At 64.2% G+C, this 20,210-nt stretch carries 21 protein-coding genes; 7 read left to right on the top strand and 14 right to left on the bottom strand.

Annotation, left to right across the window (positions count from 1 at the left end; genetic code table 11):
• Positions 1-42 precede the first annotated feature (42 nt).
• The 3 genes from EA462_RS04440 to EA462_RS04430 form a co-directional block, all read right to left on the bottom strand.
• A complete protein-coding gene (locus EA462_RS04440; RefSeq protein WP_124177370.1) occupies positions 43-426 on the bottom strand; it encodes a hypothetical protein in 384 nt (127 codons plus the stop codon).
• Positions 427-515: 89 nt separating this feature from the next.
• Positions 516-2,105, bottom strand: a complete 1,590-nt coding sequence (locus tag EA462_RS04435; RefSeq protein ID WP_124177369.1) for an alkaline phosphatase family protein — start codon at positions 2,103-2,105, stop codon at positions 516-518.
• A 64-nt stretch (positions 2,106-2,169) separates the two neighbouring features.
• The gene (locus tag EA462_RS04430; RefSeq protein WP_124177368.1) at positions 2,170-2,358 is read right to left on the bottom strand and encodes a hypothetical protein; all 189 of its coding nucleotides are present in this window, start codon (positions 2,356-2,358) and stop codon (positions 2,170-2,172) included.
• Positions 2,359-2,437: 79 nt separating this feature from the next.
• Here EA462_RS04430 and EA462_RS04425 point away from each other — a divergent pair, with 79 nt between their 5' ends.
• The 4 genes from EA462_RS04425 to EA462_RS04410 all read left to right on the top strand — a co-directional run bounded on the left by EA462_RS04425 (position 2,438) and on the right by EA462_RS04410 (position 6,779).
• Positions 2,438-3,403 (top strand): polysaccharide deacetylase family protein, encoded by a 966-nt coding sequence (locus EA462_RS04425; protein WP_124177367.1) that lies wholly within the window; start codon positions 2,438-2,440, stop codon positions 3,401-3,403.
• Between the two features lie 276 nt (positions 3,404-3,679).
• A complete protein-coding gene (locus EA462_RS04420) occupies positions 3,680-4,786 on the top strand; it encodes a Gfo/Idh/MocA family protein (RefSeq protein ID WP_124177366.1) in 1,107 nt (368 codons plus the stop codon).
• Entirely contained in the window at positions 4,783-5,733 is a 951-nt protein-coding gene (locus tag EA462_RS04415) for a DUF362 domain-containing protein (RefSeq protein ID WP_124177365.1), read from the top strand. The genes EA462_RS04420 and EA462_RS04415 overlap by 4 nt, the downstream gene beginning before the upstream one ends.
• Complete coding sequence (locus tag EA462_RS04410; RefSeq protein ID WP_124177364.1) at positions 5,730-6,779, top strand: NAD-dependent epimerase/dehydratase family protein; 1,050 nt, start codon at positions 5,730-5,732, stop codon at positions 6,777-6,779. Before EA462_RS04415 ends, EA462_RS04410 begins: the two co-directional genes overlap by 4 nt.
• A gap of 54 nt (positions 6,780-6,833) precedes the next feature.
• Here EA462_RS04410 and EA462_RS04405 read toward each other — a convergent pair whose 3' ends face one another.
• A complete protein-coding gene (locus EA462_RS04405) occupies positions 6,834-7,751 on the bottom strand; it encodes a glycosyltransferase (RefSeq protein ID WP_124177363.1) in 918 nt (305 codons plus the stop codon).
• 245 nt (positions 7,752-7,996) lie between these two features.
• Between EA462_RS04405 and EA462_RS04400 the strand changes: the two genes are divergently transcribed.
• The gene (locus EA462_RS04400; RefSeq protein ID WP_124177362.1) at positions 7,997-9,097 is read left to right on the top strand and encodes a DUF354 domain-containing protein; all 1,101 of its coding nucleotides are present in this window, start codon (positions 7,997-7,999) and stop codon (positions 9,095-9,097) included.
• A 170-nt stretch (positions 9,098-9,267) separates the two neighbouring features.
• Here EA462_RS04400 and EA462_RS04395 read toward each other — a convergent pair whose 3' ends face one another.
• The 5 genes from EA462_RS04395 to EA462_RS04375 are packed head-to-tail and all read right to left on the bottom strand — an operon-like array spanning position 9,268 to position 14,722.
• Positions 9,268-10,359: a glycosyltransferase family 2 protein gene (locus EA462_RS04395; RefSeq protein ID WP_124177361.1), complete on the bottom strand. Its 1,092-nt coding sequence runs from the start codon at positions 10,357-10,359 to the stop codon at positions 9,268-9,270.
• Positions 10,352-11,818 carry a nucleotide sugar dehydrogenase gene (locus EA462_RS04390; protein WP_124177360.1) on the bottom strand — a complete coding sequence of 489 codons (1,467 nt, stop codon included), beginning with the start codon at positions 11,816-11,818 and terminating at the stop codon, positions 10,352-10,354. Before EA462_RS04390 ends, EA462_RS04395 begins: the two co-directional genes overlap by 8 nt.
• Entirely contained in the window at positions 11,818-12,888 is a 1,071-nt protein-coding gene (locus EA462_RS04385; RefSeq protein WP_124177359.1) for a Gfo/Idh/MocA family protein, read from the bottom strand. The genes EA462_RS04390 and EA462_RS04385 overlap by 1 nt, the downstream gene beginning before the upstream one ends.
• Positions 12,885-14,147, bottom strand: coding sequence for a DegT/DnrJ/EryC1/StrS family aminotransferase (locus tag EA462_RS04380; RefSeq protein ID WP_124177358.1), 1,263 nt, complete (start codon positions 14,145-14,147; stop codon positions 12,885-12,887). Before EA462_RS04380 ends, EA462_RS04385 begins: the two co-directional genes overlap by 4 nt.
• Positions 14,144-14,722 carry an acyltransferase gene (locus tag EA462_RS04375; protein ID WP_124177357.1) on the bottom strand — a complete coding sequence of 193 codons (579 nt, stop codon included), beginning with the start codon at positions 14,720-14,722 and terminating at the stop codon, positions 14,144-14,146. Before EA462_RS04375 ends, EA462_RS04380 begins: the two co-directional genes overlap by 4 nt.
• A gap of 428 nt (positions 14,723-15,150) precedes the next feature.
• Here EA462_RS04375 and EA462_RS04370 point away from each other — a divergent pair, with 428 nt between their 5' ends.
• On the top strand, positions 15,151-15,687 hold the full coding sequence (locus EA462_RS04370) for a DUF7344 domain-containing protein (RefSeq protein WP_124177356.1): 537 nt from the start codon (positions 15,151-15,153) through the stop codon (positions 15,685-15,687).
• A 322-nt stretch (positions 15,688-16,009) separates the two neighbouring features.
• On the opposite strand, the gene EA462_RS04365 is transcribed toward EA462_RS04370, so the two are convergent.
• The 3 genes from EA462_RS04365 to EA462_RS04355 all read right to left on the bottom strand — a co-directional run bounded on the left by EA462_RS04365 (position 16,010) and on the right by EA462_RS04355 (position 17,965).
• Positions 16,010-17,020, bottom strand: a complete 1,011-nt coding sequence (locus EA462_RS04365) for a DUF1616 domain-containing protein (RefSeq protein WP_124177355.1) — start codon at positions 17,018-17,020, stop codon at positions 16,010-16,012.
• 149 nt (positions 17,021-17,169) lie between these two features.
• Positions 17,170-17,445, bottom strand: a complete 276-nt coding sequence (locus tag EA462_RS04360) for a PadR family transcriptional regulator (RefSeq protein WP_124177354.1) — start codon at positions 17,443-17,445, stop codon at positions 17,170-17,172.
• A 187-nt stretch (positions 17,446-17,632) separates the two neighbouring features.
• Complete coding sequence (locus tag EA462_RS04355) at positions 17,633-17,965, bottom strand: helix-turn-helix domain-containing protein (protein ID WP_124177353.1); 333 nt, start codon at positions 17,963-17,965, stop codon at positions 17,633-17,635.
• A 465-nt stretch (positions 17,966-18,430) separates the two neighbouring features.
• Here EA462_RS04355 and EA462_RS17190 point away from each other — a divergent pair, with 465 nt between their 5' ends.
• Positions 18,431-18,601 (top strand): DUF7563 family protein, encoded by a 171-nt coding sequence (locus EA462_RS17190; RefSeq protein ID WP_165872017.1) that lies wholly within the window; start codon positions 18,431-18,433, stop codon positions 18,599-18,601.
• A gap of 46 nt (positions 18,602-18,647) precedes the next feature.
• On the opposite strand, the gene EA462_RS04350 is transcribed toward EA462_RS17190, so the two are convergent.
• Both EA462_RS04350 and EA462_RS04345 read right to left on the bottom strand, forming a co-directional pair.
• Entirely contained in the window at positions 18,648-19,232 is a 585-nt protein-coding gene (locus tag EA462_RS04350) for a TlpA family protein disulfide reductase (RefSeq protein WP_124177352.1), read from the bottom strand.
• A gap of 67 nt (positions 19,233-19,299) precedes the next feature.
• Complete coding sequence (locus EA462_RS04345) at positions 19,300-20,139, bottom strand: hypothetical protein (RefSeq protein ID WP_124177351.1); 840 nt, start codon at positions 20,137-20,139, stop codon at positions 19,300-19,302.
• Positions 20,140-20,210 lie beyond the last annotated feature (71 nt).

The following is a 20,210-nucleotide window of genomic DNA, read 5'->3' as shown; positions in this document are numbered from 1 at the left end:
GCGGAACCAGCCCCGCGACGGAATCAGTCCCGGCGCTCGCCGTCACCGATCGGAATTTTGGCGCCCTTCGTCGTCATCGAGCCCGATCTCGACGGGAGGTGCGTCCTCGTCTTCGCTCGTGTCGCCGCCGACCGGGATTTTCGTCCGCAGGTTGGACGCGAACGACTGCACCTGATCGACCAGCGTCTGAACTTCCTCTTCGAACTGCTCGACCGATCGCTCCACGTAGTGGACCCGGCGCGCCGGTATCCGACGAACGATGTCGTGACCCTCTTCGTCTTCGTCGGTCTTGACGATCCAGTGATCCTGAAAGTACGCGACGTGTTCGTTCGGTACTCGTTTCGTGACTGTTCCCTCCTCCGGATCCTCGTAGACAATCTCCGCCTCACCGAGGTCTCGCTCGAGTTCGAGGTCGTCGTCGACCATACCGGCCATCCGTCTACCGCGGCCGTAACTGTCTTGCTTGCAACGACCTCTCACTCGAGTCCTGAATCGTCCGTCTCACGGTGACTCTATCACTCCATATATCCGAGTCCTTTCAGGCGGTCTTCGACGTCGGCAAAGTCGTCGTCGACGTCGTCACGATCACGGCTCGAGACGCTCGTGCGCTCGACTTTCGTCCTCGAGGGCGTCGCCTCCGGATGGAACGCGTCGAAGAGAACCCGACCGTCGACGTTTTCGGGAACGGGCTGGCCGATACCGTGCAGGAGCGTCGGCGCGACGTCGACGACGCGGGCACCGCGCAGCGACGCCCCGGCGTCGATCGAGGGGCCGTGACCGAGGATGATCCCTCGCTTGCGGTGGCTCGCGGCGTACGTTCCGGTGTCTCCGAACGGCTCGTCGGTGAGCGCGTTCCGAGAGTCGTAGCCGTCGACGCCGTTGACGACCAGATCCGGCGAGCCGTCGTCGGTCGGAAACAGCTCGTCGCCGTCTTCGATCGTGAGTACCGCGTTCCCGTCGTCGTCGGTGACCGACTCGAAGACGTCGACGAGTTCGGCTTTGACGTCCGGCACGTCCATCGGTGAGACGACGCCGCGTTCGAATCGCTCGCTGTCGTTGATATAACAGTTGCCCGCGCCGTGGACGAACGCGACGGTCCGATCGTAGTCGACGTCGTAGAGGGCGTGATCGCCCGGAATCTGTTCGGCAACCGAATCGACCAGCCCCCGCGGAAGCGTCGAAACGAGCATCTCCTCTGAGATACCGACCCGTTCCAGGGCGTTCGTGATCCGATCGCGGGAGATCCCGAGGCTCGCGAACGCACTCCTCGTTCCCTCGTCCTCGCGTCTGGCGAGGTAGCCCTCCCGCTCGAGGAAGTGATTGACGTAGATCAGCTCGTGGATCGGGCCGAAGCCGTGATCGGAGACGACGTAGAGGTCGCTGTCGTGAGTTTCCGTGTACTCGAGGACCTCGCCCAGAAGCTCGTCGAGCTGCCGATAGTGTGCGAGCAATCGGTCCGTCTCCCAGACGAGGTGCTGGAACCGGTCCGGCGCGGTGTAGACGAAAAAAAACAGCTGCCAGTCGTCGCCGGCGCGTTCCATCTGCAGACGCATCAGCTCGCGGCGGTTCGCGAGCATTCCGTCGATCGCCTCCTCGAAGTCGTCGAGTCGATCGGCGTACTTCGGATAGTCGAGGCTGATCTGGTACTCCGGGATCCGGGATTCGATCTCGGTCCGAAGCTCCGGCGGGTGGGTAAACTCCTGTTCCGTCGACGGCGTCATCATCCCGGTGACCATCGTGCCGTCGATCTCGGTGGCCGGATAGGTCATCGGAACGTTGCCCACGTGAGCCGGGGCGAGTTGCTCCCAGAGCGTCGGCTGTGTCAGATCCTGACTCGTGTACATCTCGTGAGAGTACGACGACGAGAGGTTCTGAAAGCCGTAGATGCCGTGTTTGTCCGGCCAGACCCCCGTCGCGATCGAGGGCCACGCGAGCGGCGTCGTCGGCGGACTGGTACTCATCAGCGGACCGGAGGCACCTTCCTCGATCACTCGGGCGAAGTTCGGAAGTTTACCCTCCTCGGACCACCGTTCGATACGTCTCCACGGCACGCCGTCGAGCCCGAGCACGAACGCTCGCTCGGACGACTGAGTAAATCCGCTCATGATTGTACTGAGAACGCTTGCTGTCGTGGACGTGGCCCGATTCGCGCTTTGTTATGGAGGGTGTTCAGTCGCCGCGACGAAACACCGCGTCGCTGTTCGATTCGGTTTCTTCGTCAGCGGGCGCGACGGTCGCGCGTTCGTGACCGTTACCGTCGGACGAGCCGACTCTCCCGCGGAGCGAACGATCCGTGCCGGTGATTTCCTGACGGTGGCTTCCGACGATTACCGCGATCGCGGCACCGGGATAATCCAACCGACCGCGAAAAGCGATCAATAACAAAACCGTCCGGTCGTCTCCGTCAGCGATATGACGCGGCCTCGTGGTGGATACAATGGGTAGTGTCGTTCTCTCGCTCGACGCCGAACTCGGCTGGGGATTTCACGACTTCGAATCCCCGCCCGTCGATCGGGTCGAAGCCGGTCGCCGCGGCTGGTCCGTGATGCTCGAGTTACTCGAGGAGTACGACGTGCCGGCTACGTGGGCGGTCGTTGGCCACCTCATGCTCGACTCCTGTGACGGTACCCACGCGGATCATCCGGCACCCCCGGGCTGGTTCGCCCCCGAGCGAACCGAGTGGCGAAATCGACCCGATCTTCGATTCGCGCCGGCGCTGGTCGAGGCGCTCTTCGACTCCGACGTGGACCACGAGTTCGCCAGCCACTCGTTTTCGCACGTCCTCTTTGGCGATCCGGAGACGGACCGCGAGCTCGCGGCGGCCGAACTCGACCGGAGTATGGACATCGCCGCCGATTGGGGACGGACAATAGAGTCGTTCGTCTACCCGCGCAACGACGTCGGCCACCGCGACGTCCTCGCTGAGTACGGCTTCGGTGTCTATCGCGGCAAATCACCGACTCACGACGGCGTTCGCGGGCTGTTCGATTCGATCGTCCGAAGCCGATCCATGCTGGTCGAGCCGGCCGTCGACGAGTACGGCCTGGTGAACGTCCCGGCATCGCTGTTCCTCTTCGGCTTCGAGGGGCCGGCGCGGACGGCCGCCGAGTCGGTCTGGGCCGATCCCATGGTCGTTCAGGCTCGCCTCGGTATCGACGAAGCGGCCCGTCGTGACGGCGTCTTTCACATGTGGCTACACCCGAACAACCTGACCGACCCCCGCGACGACGAGCGCATGCGCGCGATTCTCGAGCACCTCGATCGACGACGCGAGGAAACCGACATCCGCGTCGAGACGATGGGTGAAACCGCTCGCCGTCTTGAGAACGGCCGAACGGTCGATGGCCGGGTCCCTTCGGTCGAATACGACGCGACGGAACTGTCCTCGACGCCGTCCGACTGAAACGGACTGCTGTACTCGCGTGCCGGCCCAATCGCCGGGCGGGCGCAGACCGTGCGGTTTTCCGTGGGACGAACCTGTATCACGTCGCTACTGGCAGTAGTGTCGCCGGATCGATTCTTCGACGGCCGAGCCACGACGCCGCCACCGAGACGGCTAACAGACGACCGACAGAGAACCGACGGCGGACCGATCTGGAACGGTCAGGAGGACGCGCTCGTCCGGTGATAGCTGTACGACGATGATAACAAAGCCCGCCGAGGCCCCCCACACTGACGGATGAATACGGCACTTCTCAGTCGAGAATCCGACTCGGATACGCTCACGCTAGGGATACTCGGGGTCGGAAACATCGGCATGGTCCATCTGAAGTCGGCGCGCGTAATGGCGAACGTCGACGTTCTCGCTGCGGCGGATGCGGTTCCGGAGAACCGCCAGCGCGCCGAACGCGCCGGCGTCGACCGAACGTACGAGGACTACGCGACGCTACTCGACTCCGAGTCGATAGACGTCGCGGTCGTCGCGCTTCCGCCGTTCTTACACGCCGACGCGGTCGAGCGGGCCGCCGAAGTGGGTACCGACGTCTTCGTCGAGAAACCTCTCGCGCGATCGACGGAGGAGGCAGACCGGCTGCTCGAGGCCGCGAAGTCCGGGGGGATCGCCGTCGGCGTCGATCACACCCTCCGGTACCAGCCGGACGTGACAGGCGTCAAGGCCGCCTACGACGACGGACGCGTCGGCCACGTTCCCTACGCGTCGATGACGCGCCTCAACGACGGACCGCTGGGTCGTCCACCGGTCGAGCGGTCGCCGCCGGGCTGGGCGCTCGACGCCGACGCGGCTGGCGGTGGCTCGCTGCTCGAACTCGGTATCCACTGTTTCGACGTGCTCGAGTGGCTGTTCGGCGACCTCGAGGTACAGAGTGCGGCGACCGGCTGCACGCTGAACCTTCCGATCGAGGACGCGGCGACGGTACTCCTGCGAGCGCCCGAAACGGGGACCACGATCACGCTCCACTGTGGCTCCTACCAGTGGGAGGAGTTGCCGAAAGTCAACACTCGGCTTCGTCTCGAGGGGATCACCGGCACGATCAGCAACGAAGACTACCTCCCCGAGAACTTCTATGCGAGCGCGGCGACGTCGGCCCTGTCGAACGTCGCCAGTCGGGTGACCGGAGACGAACCCGACGTCTTCGGTCCGACGTTCTATCTGCGGGCACACTACGACGCTCTCGAAGCTTTTCTCGATGCGATTCGAGCCGACGAGTCGCCGCCGGTCGAGGGCACCGACGGCAGACGGTCGATCGAACTCGCGGAGGACGCCTACGACCACGCGGCGCGACGCGGTTCCGAGGAACTCGAGATGCCGGAGGTGACGTCGATATGACCGACGATCGCGTCCGCGTCGCCGCCGGAACGGGTCTCGATCACGGCGGCTGGCGTCCCGACGTCGATGCGCGAATGGCGGTGCTCGAGCCGCCGATCCGCCGGCTCCTGGACGCCAACACCGAGGCGCTCACCGAAGCGGATCGAATCACCCTCGTTCCCGATGTCCACTATCCGTTCCATCCGTCGACGGGGATGGTGACCGATCCGGCGGTCGTCGGCGCGATCGCCTCTTACCTCCGCAGCCGCGGCGACGCCGATCTCGTCGTCGCTGGGGCCAGCGGTGAACGAATCGAGTTCGATCGAACGCTTGCGTACCTGGGCTATCCCGAGTTGCTCGAGCGCTTCGACGCGGAGCCGGTCGATCTGGTCCGCGACGAGCCTCGAACGAACGAGATCGTCTGCGTCGACGGTCGCTCGGTTCCGTTTTCGGTCCCGGCGACGCTTGGTGAGAGTACGGTGATCGTCGTTCCGACGCTTCGGCCGACCGAGGAGGGACCGGTTGCCGGTGGGATGCGCACGCTCGCGGCAGCCGACGAGCGCACCGTCGATCCCGACGTGACCGCCGTCGCGGCGACGCGAGTCGTCGATCCCGTCCTCTCCGTGCTCGACGCGACGACCGCCTACGGAAGCGACCCCCACGCCGCGAACGCGATCTTCGCCGGATCGACGCCGTCGGTCGACGCCGTTGGCGCGTCGCTCTTGGAGCGCGAGATCGAGGACGACCGCGCGCTCGAACTCGCGTTCGAGGACGGCCCGGAAACGATCACGCTCGAGCGCGTCGGAGCCGGGGCAGACCGCGTCGACGTCGAGGATATCCGGGAACGCCTCGGCGGCGGCGAGCTTCCGCCGACGGGAACGATGCATCCCGCCGTCACGGCCGCCTATCGCCTCTATGCCACGGTCGGACGCGACGCCGTCCCGCCACAGATCGAAGGGGAACAATGACGGCGGACGGAGCCGCGGCCTCGGACGGGGCCGAGACCGGGGACGGAGCCGGAACCGCCGCGGTCACCGGGGCGACGGGCTTTCTCGGCACCCACCTCTGCGAGCGATTGCTCGAGAATGGGTGGACCGTCGACGGGCTGTGTCGTCCGACCTCCGATCGAGGCGGAATCGACAACGGGGACGATTCGAACGAACAGAACGGACTCGAGGACGTGAACTGGCACGTCGGAGATCTCTTCGATCGGCGGACGCTCGAGTCGCTCGTCGACGGCGCGGACGCGGTCTTTCACCTGGCCGGCGTCGGTCTCTGGAGTGCGACACCGGATACCGTCGAGCGGGTCAACCGCGACGGAACGGCGGCGGTCCTGCGAGCCTGTCGGGCGAGCGACGTCGGCAGGCTCGTGTTCACCAGTACGGCGGGCACACGACGGACGAACGGAACCGGAACGTTCGCCGACGAACGCGACGTCGCGGAGCCGATCGGAGCCTACCAGCGTTCGAAAGCCGCGGCAGAGGGGCTGGTGGATCGGTACGCTCGCACCGAGGGCGACGCCGTCACCGTCCACCCGACGTCGATCTTCGGTCCGGGCGACGGCTCGTTTACGGCCCAGCTGATCGCGATGGGGACCGAGCCGACGATGCCTGCCTACCTCCCGGGCGGCCTGAGCATCGTCGGAGTCTCCGACGTCGTCGACGGATTGCTCGCGGCGTACCGATCCGGCACCTCCGGCGAGCATTACATCCTCGGCGGTGAGAACCTCACTTACGACCGTGCCGTCTCTCGGATCTCCGATAACACCGGCGGCTCTCCGGCCCGTCTACCCGTCCCGTCGGCGGCGATTCACGCCGCCGGCCCGGTCGTCGAAGCCGTCGGAACGGTCACCGATCGTCAGGTGTTTCCCTTCGACCGGCAGATGGCCCGGCTCGCGACCCGGCGGCTGTTCTACACCTCACAGAAAGCCCACGAGGAGCTTGGCTACGAGTACGAGCCGCTCGAGGCCCACTTGCCGGAGACGATGTCCTGGTATCGCCACCGCCGAAAATAGCGGCCGTACCGGGCGTCGACGGCTCCGTTGACCGCGAAAACCGATCGAACGGCCTCAAACCAGTCGCTCGTAGACTCCGAGCATCCGGTCTGCGGTTCGATTGATACTGACATCGCGTGCACGTTCGCGACCGTTCGACCGCTCGTCGCGCTCGAGAACTCTCCGGAGTCCCTCGACGAGATCGTCGTCGTCGGTTCCGACGTGTGACGGTTCGACGCCCTCGAGCCGCGTTCGGACGTCTCCGACGTCGACGGAGACGACGGGCAGGTTACACGCGAGCGCCTCCTTGACCGAGTTCGGAGATCCCTCGCTGTGGGAGGTCAAAAGCAGCGCGTCGGCGGCGTTCATGTAGTCCGGGATCGCATCGTGGTCGACGTCGTAGACGGTGTGGAGTCGAACCGGCTCGTCGATCAGACCGTTGACCGCGTTGACGATCCGGCGAGCGCGCGGGTAGTTTTTCACCTCGCGGGCCGGCGTGTACGGAAAGAGCACGTGATAGCCGTCGTCGTCCCAGCCCACCGCGTCGCGAGCGCTCGCCTTCGGTCCGGGCTGGAACTTCTCGAGGTCGACCCCGTCGGGGATCACGACGCAGTCACGACCCAGGTATCGGCGCATCTCCTCCGACATAACGACGACCTCGTCACACAGCGGCACACAGGCCCGGCTGAGCGGCTCGATCGGCCCGTAGATGTCAGAGCCCCACAGCGAGAGAACCACCGGTTTGCGCAGCTGTGAGAGCGCCATCGGTGCCGTCAGCCCGTAGTGGGCGTGGACCAGGTCGTAGCCGTTCGCGGACTCGCGGATGACCGTCGGCAAGAATCGAAGGTAATCGGCCGGGCTCCGGGAGTGACCCGCACGACCATCGCCCGAAACCGACAGCGTCGAAAAGGAGACACCGCGTCGTTCCATGACGCGCATCTGCTCGTTCATGAACGGCGCATCGGCGTTCGTCGTCAGCGTGAGAACGTCCATCTCGGTCTAGCCGTACCAGCCACCGACGACGCTTTGTTAACCGTCTCTTTTTCGGACCGACCGCCTCGAGTCGACCGGCGCGCTCGGGCGGTGAACCGCGCTCCTTCCGCAGACGGTCGTCCCATCCCGAGTCGCTCCGTCCCGGCTGTTCACTCTCCGATCTGATCCCGCCCGGATCCGGCCGCAGACGACGGTCGCCTGTACGTGTACGATTACAAAGCGCTGCGGGCGACAATCAGCGTTCGATGCGGATTCTCGTCTTCGCCAATACGCCCGCCCACGTTCACCTGTACCGCCACGCCGTCTCCCGACTCGAGGGGGCCGGACACGAGGTACTCGTTCTGACGAGGGAGTACGCCTGTACGACCGACCTACTCGAGTTCTTCGGTCTTCCCTACCGACGGTACGGTACCCACGAGACGGCCGCCCCGTCGAAACCCAGGCTCGCTCGCGAGCTCACGGAGCAGGCGGCTCGGATCACGTCACAGTCGCTGCGATTCCGACCGGACGTCGTCTTCGGTCGGGGGCCGTACGCCGCCCTCGCGGGAACGATCGCTCGAGCGCCGACCGTCCTCGTTCTCGACGACGAACCCGGCGACTTCAACCACACCGTGTCCCGTCCGTTCGCGGACTGCATCCTCTCGCCGGCGGTCACCCGCCGCGATCTCGGGAGCGACCACTACACCTTCGAGGGCTTCAAAGAGTGCGCCTACCTCCACCCGGCGGTGTTCGAACCCGACGGTGCCGTTCGCGAGTACCTCGGCGTCGGCGCGGACGAACCGTTCGCGCTGGTACGGTTCAACGCCCTCGACGCGCTCCACGATGGCGGCCTCGAGGGATTCAAATCACGCGAGCGACGGGAGTTGGTAGAGCGACTGAGCGAACGCGCGACCGTCTTCGTCTCCGACGAGAGTGGCGAGATGGACCTGTCCGGACTGCCGGCTCGTCCGTACGACTTACATCCAGCGCTGATCCACGACGCGATGGCCGAAGCGTCGCTGCTGGTCGCGGATACGGGTACGATGGTCAACGAGGCCGCACTCCTCGGCACGCCCGCACTCCGGTATCGCGGGAGCGACGATCACGAGTACGGCGAGTTCCGGGAACTCGAGCGAGTCGGCCTCGCGGAACAGTTCGACGAGTACGCGGCAGTTCGGGATCGCGCTCTGGCGCTTCTCACCGACGAGACGGCCGACGAGCGGTGGCAGCGACGCCGACGGGAGTACGTCGGCGGACTAACCGACCTGACTGACCTGCTGGTCGACGTCGCAACGGCGAGGGGAACGCTCGAGCGGGTTACCGACCGGACGAGGGACGCACTCGCACCGCGGTCGGCGTCGGAGTAGTCGGCTCGCACGATGCGTCCGTACGTCCGACGGTTTCGACCGGATCGGACTACCGACTAAAAACGGATCGTACGGGCTCCTGGACGCCGCTGCCGACGCAACCGCGACCGTCACGACGGACCGCCCCGACCATCCGGAACCTACGCTGGACACCGAAACAGCAAATCGCATCAGTCCAGCTGCTGGTGTGCTTCGATCGGTCGGTCTGCCGGCCGGTCGATCTCCGTCTCCTCGCCGCTGTACTCGTAGTACGTCACCTCGAGTTCCTCGCTCTCGTCGGCGTCCATCGAGATCGCGATTCCGAGCGAGACGAGGCCGAGCAAAACGGCGACGAACGCGGCGATTCCGCCCGAAAACCCCTCCTTTCCGCGGAGGCTTCGACCGAGCGCACCGAGAAGACAGAACGCTCCGCCGGCCAGGCCGGTAGCCCCAGTTGCATAAAAGAGTACGGTCGGGTGAAACCCCTCGAGCACGTAGCGTCGTTTGAGCCGCCAGAGGAAACTCTGGAGCAACAGCAACGAGACGTAGCGAACGAAGGGGACGTACCGAATACTGCTCTCCTCGTCCCCGTAGACCGCGGACATCGAGACGTCCGCGACGCGACAGCCGTTGAGGTTGAGATGGGTGAGGATGTGATTCAGGAAGCCGTACTGATCGGTGATCGACTCGAGGTCGAGTTCCTCGATCGTCTCACCCGAGATCGCAGTGTAGCCGTTCTGGGGATCCCCGATCGTCCAGTAGCCGGACGCGAACTTCGAGAGACCGGTGAGCATCGCGTTTCCGAGCAGCCGGAACGACGACATCCCCTCTCGGTCGTCCGGGTGGAGCAGTCTGTTTCCCTTGGCGTAGTCCGCCTCGCCGGTGGCGACGGGATCGATGATCCGGTCGAGAATCGCGGGATCCATCTGACCGTCGCCGTTCATCACGGCGACGACGTCGATACCGTCCTCAGAGGCTCGTTCGTACCCCGTCTTGACCGCGCCACCGTAGCCGCGGTTTTCCTCGTGGCGGATCGTCATCACGCGACGACCGGCTTCGCCGTCGGCACTATCCCCACCGTCGGCCACCGCCCGCGACGGTTCGACGCGGTCGTTCATCCTCGAGGCGACGCGCTGGATCACCGCCCAACTGTCGTCCGGCGACGCGTCGTCGACGACGTAGATCCGGTCGACGAAGTCGGGTACCGTCTCGATGACCCGACCGACGAACGCCGACTCGTCGTAGGCCGTGACGACGACGCCGATCGTTTTTCCCTTATACATCGTTTCCCCCGTCCGTTCGGCGCACGCTCGCGGTTCCGTGCTCGGATCCGGGCTCGCCGTCCGGACGGTCGACTGCGTCCCCGCTCGCTCCGGCGCGGGGTCGCCGTCCGTCGGCGGACCCGGCGAGCGTATACACTCGGTGGTCGGTTCCGGAAAGATCCATCGCGTCTCGCGTGTCGACGACGATCATCGACTCGAGTGCCGTCCAGGGAATTCGATCGAACTCCTCGTGGGGCGTGACGATGACGGCCGCATCGAAGTGCTCCTCCTCGAGCCGATCGATCTCGACCGGGCGAGCGCCGCAACTCGCCGGATCGACGAGCGGATCGATGCCGGCGACGGCCGCGCCGCGATCCTCGAGCGTTTCGACGAGGTCGATCGCCGGCGAGGCGCGGGTTTCCTCGACGCCGGCGCGGTAGGTGAGCCCGAGCACGACGACCGATGCCTCCGCGATCGAGGTTCCGACGGACGAGAGCTCCTCCTCGAGGCGGTCGGCAGTGACGGTCGGCATCCCGTCGTTCACCGTTCGCGCCGTTCGTGTCAACTCCATCGGTTCAGTCATCCGCGAGAGGAGGAAGTGCGGATAGTAAGGAATGCAGTGACCGCCAACGCCGGGGCCGGGGTCGTGGATCTGACACATGGGAAGGTCGTTCGCCGTCTCGATCGCCTCCCGAACCGAGATTTCGAGCTCGTCGGCCAGCCGTCCAAGTTCGTTCGCGAGCGCGATGTTGACGTCGCGATAGATCCCCTCGAAGACCTTCACCGCCTCGGCGGTCGTGGCATCCGAGACGAGGTGGACGTCGTTGCTCGAGAGCTCGTCGTAGACGATGGCGGCCGCCCGTCCGCTTTCCGCGTCGACGCCGCCGACGACTTTCGGATACTGACCGCGAACGTCCCGAAGCGCCGTCCCCGAGGAAGTGCGCTCGGGACAGAACGCCAGCCCGAACGCGTCGGACTCGAGCCCGCTCTTGCCCGCCAGATGCGGCCGCAGGACGTCCCGACAGGTTCCCGGCGGCAGGGTCGATTCCGCGATCACCAGATCACCAGGGGAGAGTCCAGCCGCGATGTCATCCGCCACCGAATCGACGGTCGAGAGATCCGGTTTCTGGCGGTCGTCGAGCAACGTCGGAACGATCACGACGTGGATCCGGGCACGCTCGGCTGCGGCCGTTCCGTCCGTCGTCGCCTCGAGGCGTCCGGCGGCGACCTGATCCGCGATTAGAGCCTCGAGTCCCGGCTCGCCGACGACGTGACTCTCGCCGTTCGTCACGGTCCCGACGACGGACGGATCGATGTCGACGCCGGTGACGTTGCCGGTCGTCTCCGCGTAGACCCCAGCGAGGGGCAACCCCATTTTTCCGAGCCCGTAGACGGCGACCGGAACGCGGCCGCTCGTCAACAGCGCCCGCTGTTGCTCGTCTGACCGACTCGAGCCGTAGAGTCCATCGCCGTCGACCATCAGGCCTGCACCTCCTGTTCGCGTTCCTGATCCGATTCGTGGTCCGGCTGCGCTCCGTCTTGCTCGCGCTGTTGGGCCTGTCCCTCCTCATCCGAGTGCCCGTCGTCGGAAACGATCCCGTCGATCCGCTGGACCGTCTCGAGCGCGTCGATCCCGTCCTGGGCCGTCACCACCGGTTCCGACCCGGTCCGGGCCGCCTCGAGGAACGACTCGAGTTCGTGACGGAGCGGTTCGCCGTTGTCGACTCGCGGGCGCTCGACGACGCTCTCGTGTCGGTAGCGGCGCTGTCCGTCGTCGATCAGGTACTCTGGATAGGAGTCGCGATGGATCAGCACGGACTGCTCGAGGTAGTCGACCTCGACGAGGCACTCTCGAGCGGTCACCGTGAGCTTGCGCACCTTCTTCTGGGTGACTCGACTCGCCGTGAGCCTCGCCACGACGTCGTCGTATTCGACCGTCGCAGTCGCGTACTTGCCATCACCGGTTCCCATCGCTGAGATCGAGTCCGGCTCGGCACCGAGGATTGCACCGACGATGTCGACGTCGTGGACCATCAGATCGAAGACGACGTTTCCCAGCGCCGATCGGTCGGTGGGCGGGCCGAGACGCTCGGCTTCCAGGCTGATCACGTCCAGATCGTCGATCAGCTCGCTGACCGTCCGAACCGCCGGATTGAACCGCTCGATGTGGCCGACCTGCAAGAGCAGCCCGGCGTCGCGAGCGTGGGCCGCCATCTCTCGTCCCTCCTCGATCGTCTCCGCGATCGGCTTCTCGACGAGCACGTGAACGCCGGCCTCGAAACACCGCGAAACCACGTCGGCGTGGACGTGGGTCGGAACGGCAACGCTGACCGCGTCGCATCGCTCGAGCAGCCGCTCGAGCGCGAGCGATTCGGTTCCGTACTCCCCAGCGACTCGAGTGGCGGCGTCGGTATCCCGGTCGGTGACGCCGACGAGATCTACGTCTCGCAGTTCGCTGTATATTCGCGCGTGATTTTTCCCCATCGCGCCGACGCCGATGACGCCGACGCGAACCGGCAGTGACGTTAGAGGTGTTCGTTCCGTACTCATGTGGTTTCGAGCGAATCGCGGACTGTTTCGGCGACCGTTTCGAGGTCGCGTGTCGAGAGACCCGGGTGGACGGGAAGCGAGAGAACCGTTTCGGCCGCTCGCTCCGCTTTCGGAAGCTGCGCTGCTGCGGTGCTGACGGTCTCGTAGGCCGGCTGTCGATGGATCGGCGTCCCGTAGTACACCGCCGAATCGACGTTCCGGCTCTCGAGTGCGTCTCGAAGTCCATCTCGATCGTCAACTCGAACCGTGTACTGATGGTAGACGTGTCGGTAGCCGGGTGGCTCCGTCGGCGTCTCGAGCGAGAGGTCGTCGAACCGGTCGTCGTAGTACGCCGCGTGGTCGCGTCGCGTCCGGGTGAGATCGGGGAGGCGCTCGAGCTGTGCGCGTCCGATCGCCGCCGCGAGGCTCGTCATTCGGAAGTTGTGACCGAGCCGGACGTGTTCGTACCCTCCCGTTCCGCTCGTTTCCCGGCCGTGGTTGACGTAACTCGAGATTCGGTCAGCGAGATCCGCGTCGTCGGTGGTGACGATCCCGCCCTCGCCGGTCGTCATGTTCTTGGTCGGATAGAACGAGAAACAGGCCGCATCACCCAACCCGCCGGCACGGTCGCCATCGATTTCGGCTCCGTGTGCCTGACAGGCGTCCTCGAGGACGAAGAGATCGTGATCGTCAGCGAGATCGCAGAGCGACGGCATGTCCGCGGCCAATCCGTACAGGTGGACCGGCAAGAGTCCGACCACGTCGTCTCGTTCCGCGAGAACCCGCTCGACGTCGTGCGGGTCCAGGGTGTAGGTTTCGGGATCGACGTCGGCGAACACCGGCGTCCCGCCGGCGAGTCGGATCGCGTTCGCGCTCGCGACGAACGAGAACGGCGAGGTAACGACGGCGTCGCCGTTGTCGACGCCGAGGGCCTCGAGAGCAGCGTGCAGCGCCGTGGTTCCGTTCGAGGTCGCGACGGCCTCGTCGGTTCGGCAGTAGTCCGCGAACGCGGCTTCGAAGGCCCTGACTTCTGGACCATCCGCGAGCTCGCCGGCGTCGATAACCGACTCGACCCGGCGCTTTGCATCGTCTCCGAGCGCCGGATCCGCGATCGCTATCGGCTCGTCTCGTCGACCCTCAGCGTCCGCACTCGGTCGCGACCTCGATCCGGCGGCGCCGCCACTCGAGTCGGCGTCGACGCCACCATCGGTGGACCGGTCGTTCGTTCTCGATTCGACGGTCGCATCGGTCTCGGTTTCAGTCTCGGTCGTATCGGTCATGCGATCTGGTTCGCCCCCTCGAGGGCCGCAGGTAGCGGTCGTGTGGTGGCTGGCGATCCGACGGCGAGCGTATCAGCTGGAACGTCGTCGGTGACGACGGCACCGGCCGCGACGAAGGCGTTCTCTCCGATCGTGACGCCCGGCAACAGCGTGGCGTTCGCACCGATCGACGCGCCATCCTCGATCGTCGGCCCCTGGAGTTGTCCATCGCTTCGGACCGGATACTCGTCGTTCGTCAGCACCGCGCTCGGACCGACGAACACGTCGCTGCCGATCGTCGTCTCCGTCGGAACGTAGACGTTCGTCTGGAGGCTCACGCGCGACCCGATCGTCGTTCGTCCGTCGATCACGGTTTTCGTGCCGACGAGAACGTCGTCCCCGATCCTGGTCCCTTCTCGGATCAACACGTCGTGTCCGGTCGAAACCCTGTCCCCGATCGTGACGTCACCGTAGACGATCGAGCCGGCTCGAATCGTCCCGTCGTGTCCGATCCGCGTCGGTTCGTCGAACTCGCCGTATCCGGTCGTTACGTCCTCGTCGATCGTACACCCGTTCCCCTGAACGAGCCCGCCCATTACGGGACACCTCCGGCCGGTGTCGGGGGCCTCGAGGGAGGGCCTGTCGTCGGTGATCGAACTCGTGATCGTCGTCGTCGGTAGCGCTGTGTCATCGGTTACTCGATACCCGGGTGGGAATCGTCCTGATACAGCCGGTAACGAGGTTTTGTTATCCCTGCCTTGACGGATCCGTAGTGACGAACTACAGCTTCGCTGAACCACGGAACCGGTAGTGCGGTATTGCTCGCGCCATCGTGGGATTCCCCCCGCTCGTCGGTCAGATACCGGGAAACGTCGGATTAGGCGTCAGTCACGACCGCTAACCGGTATAATCGGCTTTCGAGAGGGTAGCCGTGAGATAGTAAAGGGAGAGCATGTGGCAGTCAAGGTCGTGAGGTATCCGACCACGCCCGGCCGGTTTTCGGCCCGGGAACGCGAGGGAACCCATGTCTGAACACGAACTCACCCAGGCCGAGCTGTTCGACGTGTTCAGCAACGCCCGAAGACGACATGCCGTTCAGTACTTGAAACGCAAGGGTGGATCCTGTGACCTCGCACCGCTCGTCGAACAGGTCGCTGCCTGGGAGAACGACACTCCTCCGGACGATGTCACCCGCACGCAACGGCGGCGGGTGTACATTTCGCTCTATCAGACCCACCTGCCGATGCTCGAGGACCACGGGATCGTCGACTGGGACCCCGAAGCGCACGCGATCGAACTCCTCCCGAGCGAGGAAGTCTTCGAACCGTACCTCGACCGCCGTCTCGGGAGCGAGCGCCCATGGCACCGTCTCTACGTGACGGCGGCCACGGTCGGTGTGATCGCGTTCGGTCTCGGCTGGCTCTCGATCGGTCCGGCGACGAACGAGGTCGTCCCTGTCGTCGCGCTCGGCCTCTGTCTCGTCGTTTTCGCGCTATCGGTCGCCCAGTACGTTTCCCGCCGACCCGATCTCGAGGTCCCGTTCGTCCGTGCGAGTCGGTAGTCCTCGAGTCGAACCCCGTTTCTCGAACGAACGAGACGGGCCGAGACGTCCACTCTCCTGTCGCCACGGTCGCTCCAGCCGGCCTAGCGCTAACTAGAACCGCGCTGGAAGCTGAACGTATCCGCCGTTCGGATGTGCCTGTCTCCAGAGGTGTTATCGCCCCGATTCGCGGGCGAGTCCTCCCAACGATCCCACAGAACCCTCTCCGGCGAACTCACAGCGGTGGTACGAAACGTCACGATGCGGCGGTGGTACGAAACGTTACGACGCGGCGGTGGTGCCACAAGTCACGGAAAACGACTCCGATTCAATGCGGGGGATGTCAATCGTCCGCAGCCTCTGGGTCCTCAGTGACGGTCACCCAAACGTACGTTTCCTGGTCTGCGTTTTCGTTCGTGGGTATCGCCGGAACGTCGCCATCCTCGTAGAGGAGTACGCTGATTCGAACGGTCTCGTTGACGGCCGCATCCGGCGTGATCTCCGGTTCGATCGTTTCGGTTTCACCGTTTGGAACCTCGAGTTCGATCTCACCGACTGCCGTTCGCTCAGTCACCTCACCCGCTTCGACGGATTGCTGCTGGACGACGATCGCGTACTCTCGATCGTCCCCTTCCTGATTGTCGACCGAAACCGTGACCGGGACCGACTCGCCCGGTTCGATTTCGTTCGGGATCTCGCCAGCCACGAGCTCGCCGTCGTCGGTTTCGGAGTACAATCCGAGCTCGGTGAAGCCGCCCGCTGAGGCCGGCGCAAAGAACCCAAAGAGCAACGCGCCGACTGCCGTCCCGATCGCAACGACGAGCAGGACCGAAGAAAGCGTCAGTCGGGACTCGTGGTCGCGTCGAGCGCGGATCGCCGTCACGATCGACGAGGGGTTAAATCGGATCGACTCCGGCGTCCGAAGGCGACGAACGACCCCGATCTGTGCGAGCGCGATGGTGACGAGGCCGATCCCCGCCGCGACTGATTCGGTTCCGAGGCCCCACTCCGTCACCGCGACCGAGAGGACGACCAGCGGGACGACCGCAAGCGACAGCGCGAACGACAGTCCGAGACGCTCGAGAAGGTCGATTCCACCGGTCCGTCGCTCGAGATCGCCCGACGCCGTTTCCCGTGCGTCACGGCTGCCCGCCGGAAACAGAATCGACGCAACCGCATAGCCCGGGAGAAAGAGCGCGAACGGGACGACCAGAAACAGCCGGACGACGTTTCCATCGGGGACCGACGCGATCACGACGTACGAGAACACCGCGAGCACCGAGACGGCCGCGAGATCTGACGGATACCGGCGCACGGACTCGAGCCGGGTCCGTGTCTCCGTCCCAAAGCTCATCGATACGGCCCCGTGATTCTTCGAACAACAGTTCGGTTAGCCGCGAACGGATCAGACAGCATTGTCGAAGCCAACTTCCGTTCGCTAGCGCTTTGTTATGTCCGAGTTATCAACCAGCGGATGATCACGGCGCGACCGGCGAGTGATCGTCACACGTCGACGTACTGTCGTTCCCACTCGCGGCGTTCGTCGATTCGCTGTCTTCCATCGTCCGTGATCGCGTAGTAGTTCGTTCGTCTGTCTAGTTGTCCTTTTTCGACCAGCTCTTTGTTGACCAACGTATCGAGATTTGGGTACAGGCGACCGTGATTGATCTCGGAGCTGTAGTACTTCTCGACTTCGTCTTTGACTGTCTGGCCCGACGGTCGATCCGCACCCGCGATCACGTACAGCAGGTCTCGCTGAAAGCCGGTCAGATCGTGCATTGCTCAATCACAGTGACCGTTCCACTGAGTAGATATTTGTTATCCGTATCATACAGACCTGTTCGGTATGCTTTCACTATTCGTTCGGCTCGCTAAACTCTCCGTTTTTGGGACTGTGATGCGCTCGAGAACGTCGACGACGAACGTTCCTCTCGATCGTCCGATGGCAACTCCTCGGCCAGCGCGGTCACTCCTCGAGACGTGACAGCGAAACGTTGATACCGTCCGGATCGATCCGGACCGTAAGCTGTTCGACCGTCGCCTCGTAGGCGGTCGTGTGCGATCCGTCCTCCTCGAATCGGATGCATTCGGCCAGGAGATCGCTCTCGAGCAAGCTGTTAATTCGGCGGTAAACGGTGGCCGATGAACTTTCGGTACGTTCAGTCAGCTCTTTTGCCGTCTTGGGGCCGTTGCTCGTTGCGACGATGATCGTTCGTGCACACGTATCTCCGAGCACGTCGAGTTGTGCTTCGGGATCGCCAGTCTGGTCGGGTCGTGTATTACTTGCTTTGGTGGACATTATCGTAGGTAGTCCTCTCCAACCGATTCGCTCGATTCGCTCTCTTCGACGAGAGGGGCCGATCCGAGACGTTGTCGAACTGCTGTCCTGCGTCCTCGATCACGTCTAGCGACTCGAGCAGTAGGCGAGAGAGGTATTTTATAACGAGGGACCTTCTCTTCCGAAGGATGATCTTACGATCTGAAATGTCTGCTTTCGATGACGAAATCTCTCATTTCGGCTCGCGTTCCGAGCGATCAATGCTCGATTTGCCCGTCGAATGCAAGTCAACTTATCTGAACTCACGTTGAGGTCGAACGGACGGTCGATCCGAAATACGGTGTCTGGTGGATTCTGTCGGGCGAACCATCCCCGGAAACCGCATATTTCTGCCAATCCGCTCGATCGGGGTGGGTGAACGGTCTGCGTCCTTTATTCAGGTTTGCTTCCCTCGGTCGTACCATGAGGTCCCAGAACTGGCGGCCAATGGAATCGTCCACGGCGGGTGCCCGCTGTCGAAACTGCGGTACGCACGTTACGCAGCAATTCGCCCGGGTGTTCGGAGACAACGGCGACGTCGTCCACGGCTGTCCGGCCTGTACGACCTATCGGGAGATGCAATCGGGCAATCATCTTCCCGGCGACGAAACTCGATAATTCCCGAAACACGCGTCGAACGGGATGGGTGACGCGACCGCATTCGTCAGTCCGATCCGTCCTCGAGAACGGTATCGATCGCAGTGAGGACGTTGTTTGCGGTCGTCCCGCGCCTGTTTCGCCAGTGGACCGTCCCCTCGCTATCGATAATAATCGTCATCGGAAAACCGGCAACGTCGTAATACCGATTGAGCCTGCCATCGGAGTCGATACCGACCGGCCACCTCCCGTCGTTATCGTCCCACCACTCGGCTAGCTCGGTTTCGGAAGGGGAAAGACCGCGGGTCGGGTCCGTAACGGAGAGCAATCGAACGGGTGCGTCGCCCGAATCGTGATCGTGGTCGTCTGAGAGCGTATCAGAGACCGTTCCCAGCGTCGAGAGCATCTCTGCACTCGTCGGACACGCCATTCGAGTGAAGTTGACGAGAAGCGCTCCGGATCGCGGAACCGTCATCTCGCCGGCTGGACTTCCCGGCGCGTCGACCGTCCTGATCGTAAACGGTGGTTCGAGGGAGTCGTCATCGGAAGACGTGGCCGTCGAATCGCTCGGTTCGTCTACGCTCGAGTCATCGAGACACCCGCTCAGACCGCACAGGCCGACAGAACCGACAATGAGAGATCGCCGCTTCATCGGACATCCCGTTCCTGCTCGGGTAACGCATCGAACTCGTCGTTCGACGTCCGCTTCGTGGTCGCCGTCACGGCTCAGAGCCCGGTTCGCCGTGGGTTACTCCCTCCCTGTCGTCGGCTCGCATCCGGCGTATCGCCGCCTTCGCGTTGGTCGCATCGTACCCGAAGAAGACGTCGTTACCGTACTCGTTGGCGACGTCGAGTGCGTGGATCAAATTGTCGATATCGACGTTGACGGCGTACAGTTCGATCGAAAACGGCGTCTCGAGTGCGCTTTCGAATCCCTTTGCGATCGTTTCGAGCCAGTACGTCGTCTCGTAGGCCGTGTCGTACAGTGGGACGACGAACTCGTCGACGTACTCTTCGAGAGCAGCGAGGTCGAGGCCGGATCGTTCGTACAGATGACCGGGGTAAGGGTCTGGATACAGCGTCAGATAGACTCGACCGGGGATTCGTGACGCCGCCTCCGCGACGAACCCAGTGATGACGCGTGCGCGCCACTCGAGTCTGTCCTCGAAGTCGCTCTCGTCGAACGCTCGTTCGCAGACGCCACAGCGACAGTACTCCGATCGCGGGAATCCAACGTCGTCGAGTCGAACGTCCTCGTTTGCCTCGACACAGTCGTCGACGACCTCGAGTAGTCCCGTTCGATAGTCCCGCCGACTGGGGCAGATGTAGTCCCAGTCGAAGTACGTCCTGTCTCGCGTCGCGGGCCGTCCGAGGTCGTCGACGGGCACGAGTGACGGATCGGCGTCCGCGGCGGCGTTGTCACCGAAACACGACACCATGTTGACGCCGTCTTCGATCGGTTCGGCGGACCGTCCGGTCACGTCTTTGACCTCGTAACAGCCGCGATCGAACTCGGGCCAGCGGACTTCTTCAGCGTTACGGGTGACGACGCCGTACATACCCAAAGGGTACGACGCCGTCGCCGTAAGCCGTTCGGTTAGCGATCTATTCGACGGAATCGACGGGGTCG

The sequence above is a fragment of the Natrarchaeobius halalkaliphilus genome (assembly GCF_003841485.1).
GTDB lineage: Archaea > Halobacteriota > Halobacteria > Halobacteriales > Natrialbaceae > Natrarchaeobius > Natrarchaeobius halalkaliphilus.
The sequence above is the reverse complement of the archived record's forward strand: the minus strand, read 5'-3'. Positions and strand labels throughout refer to the sequence as shown.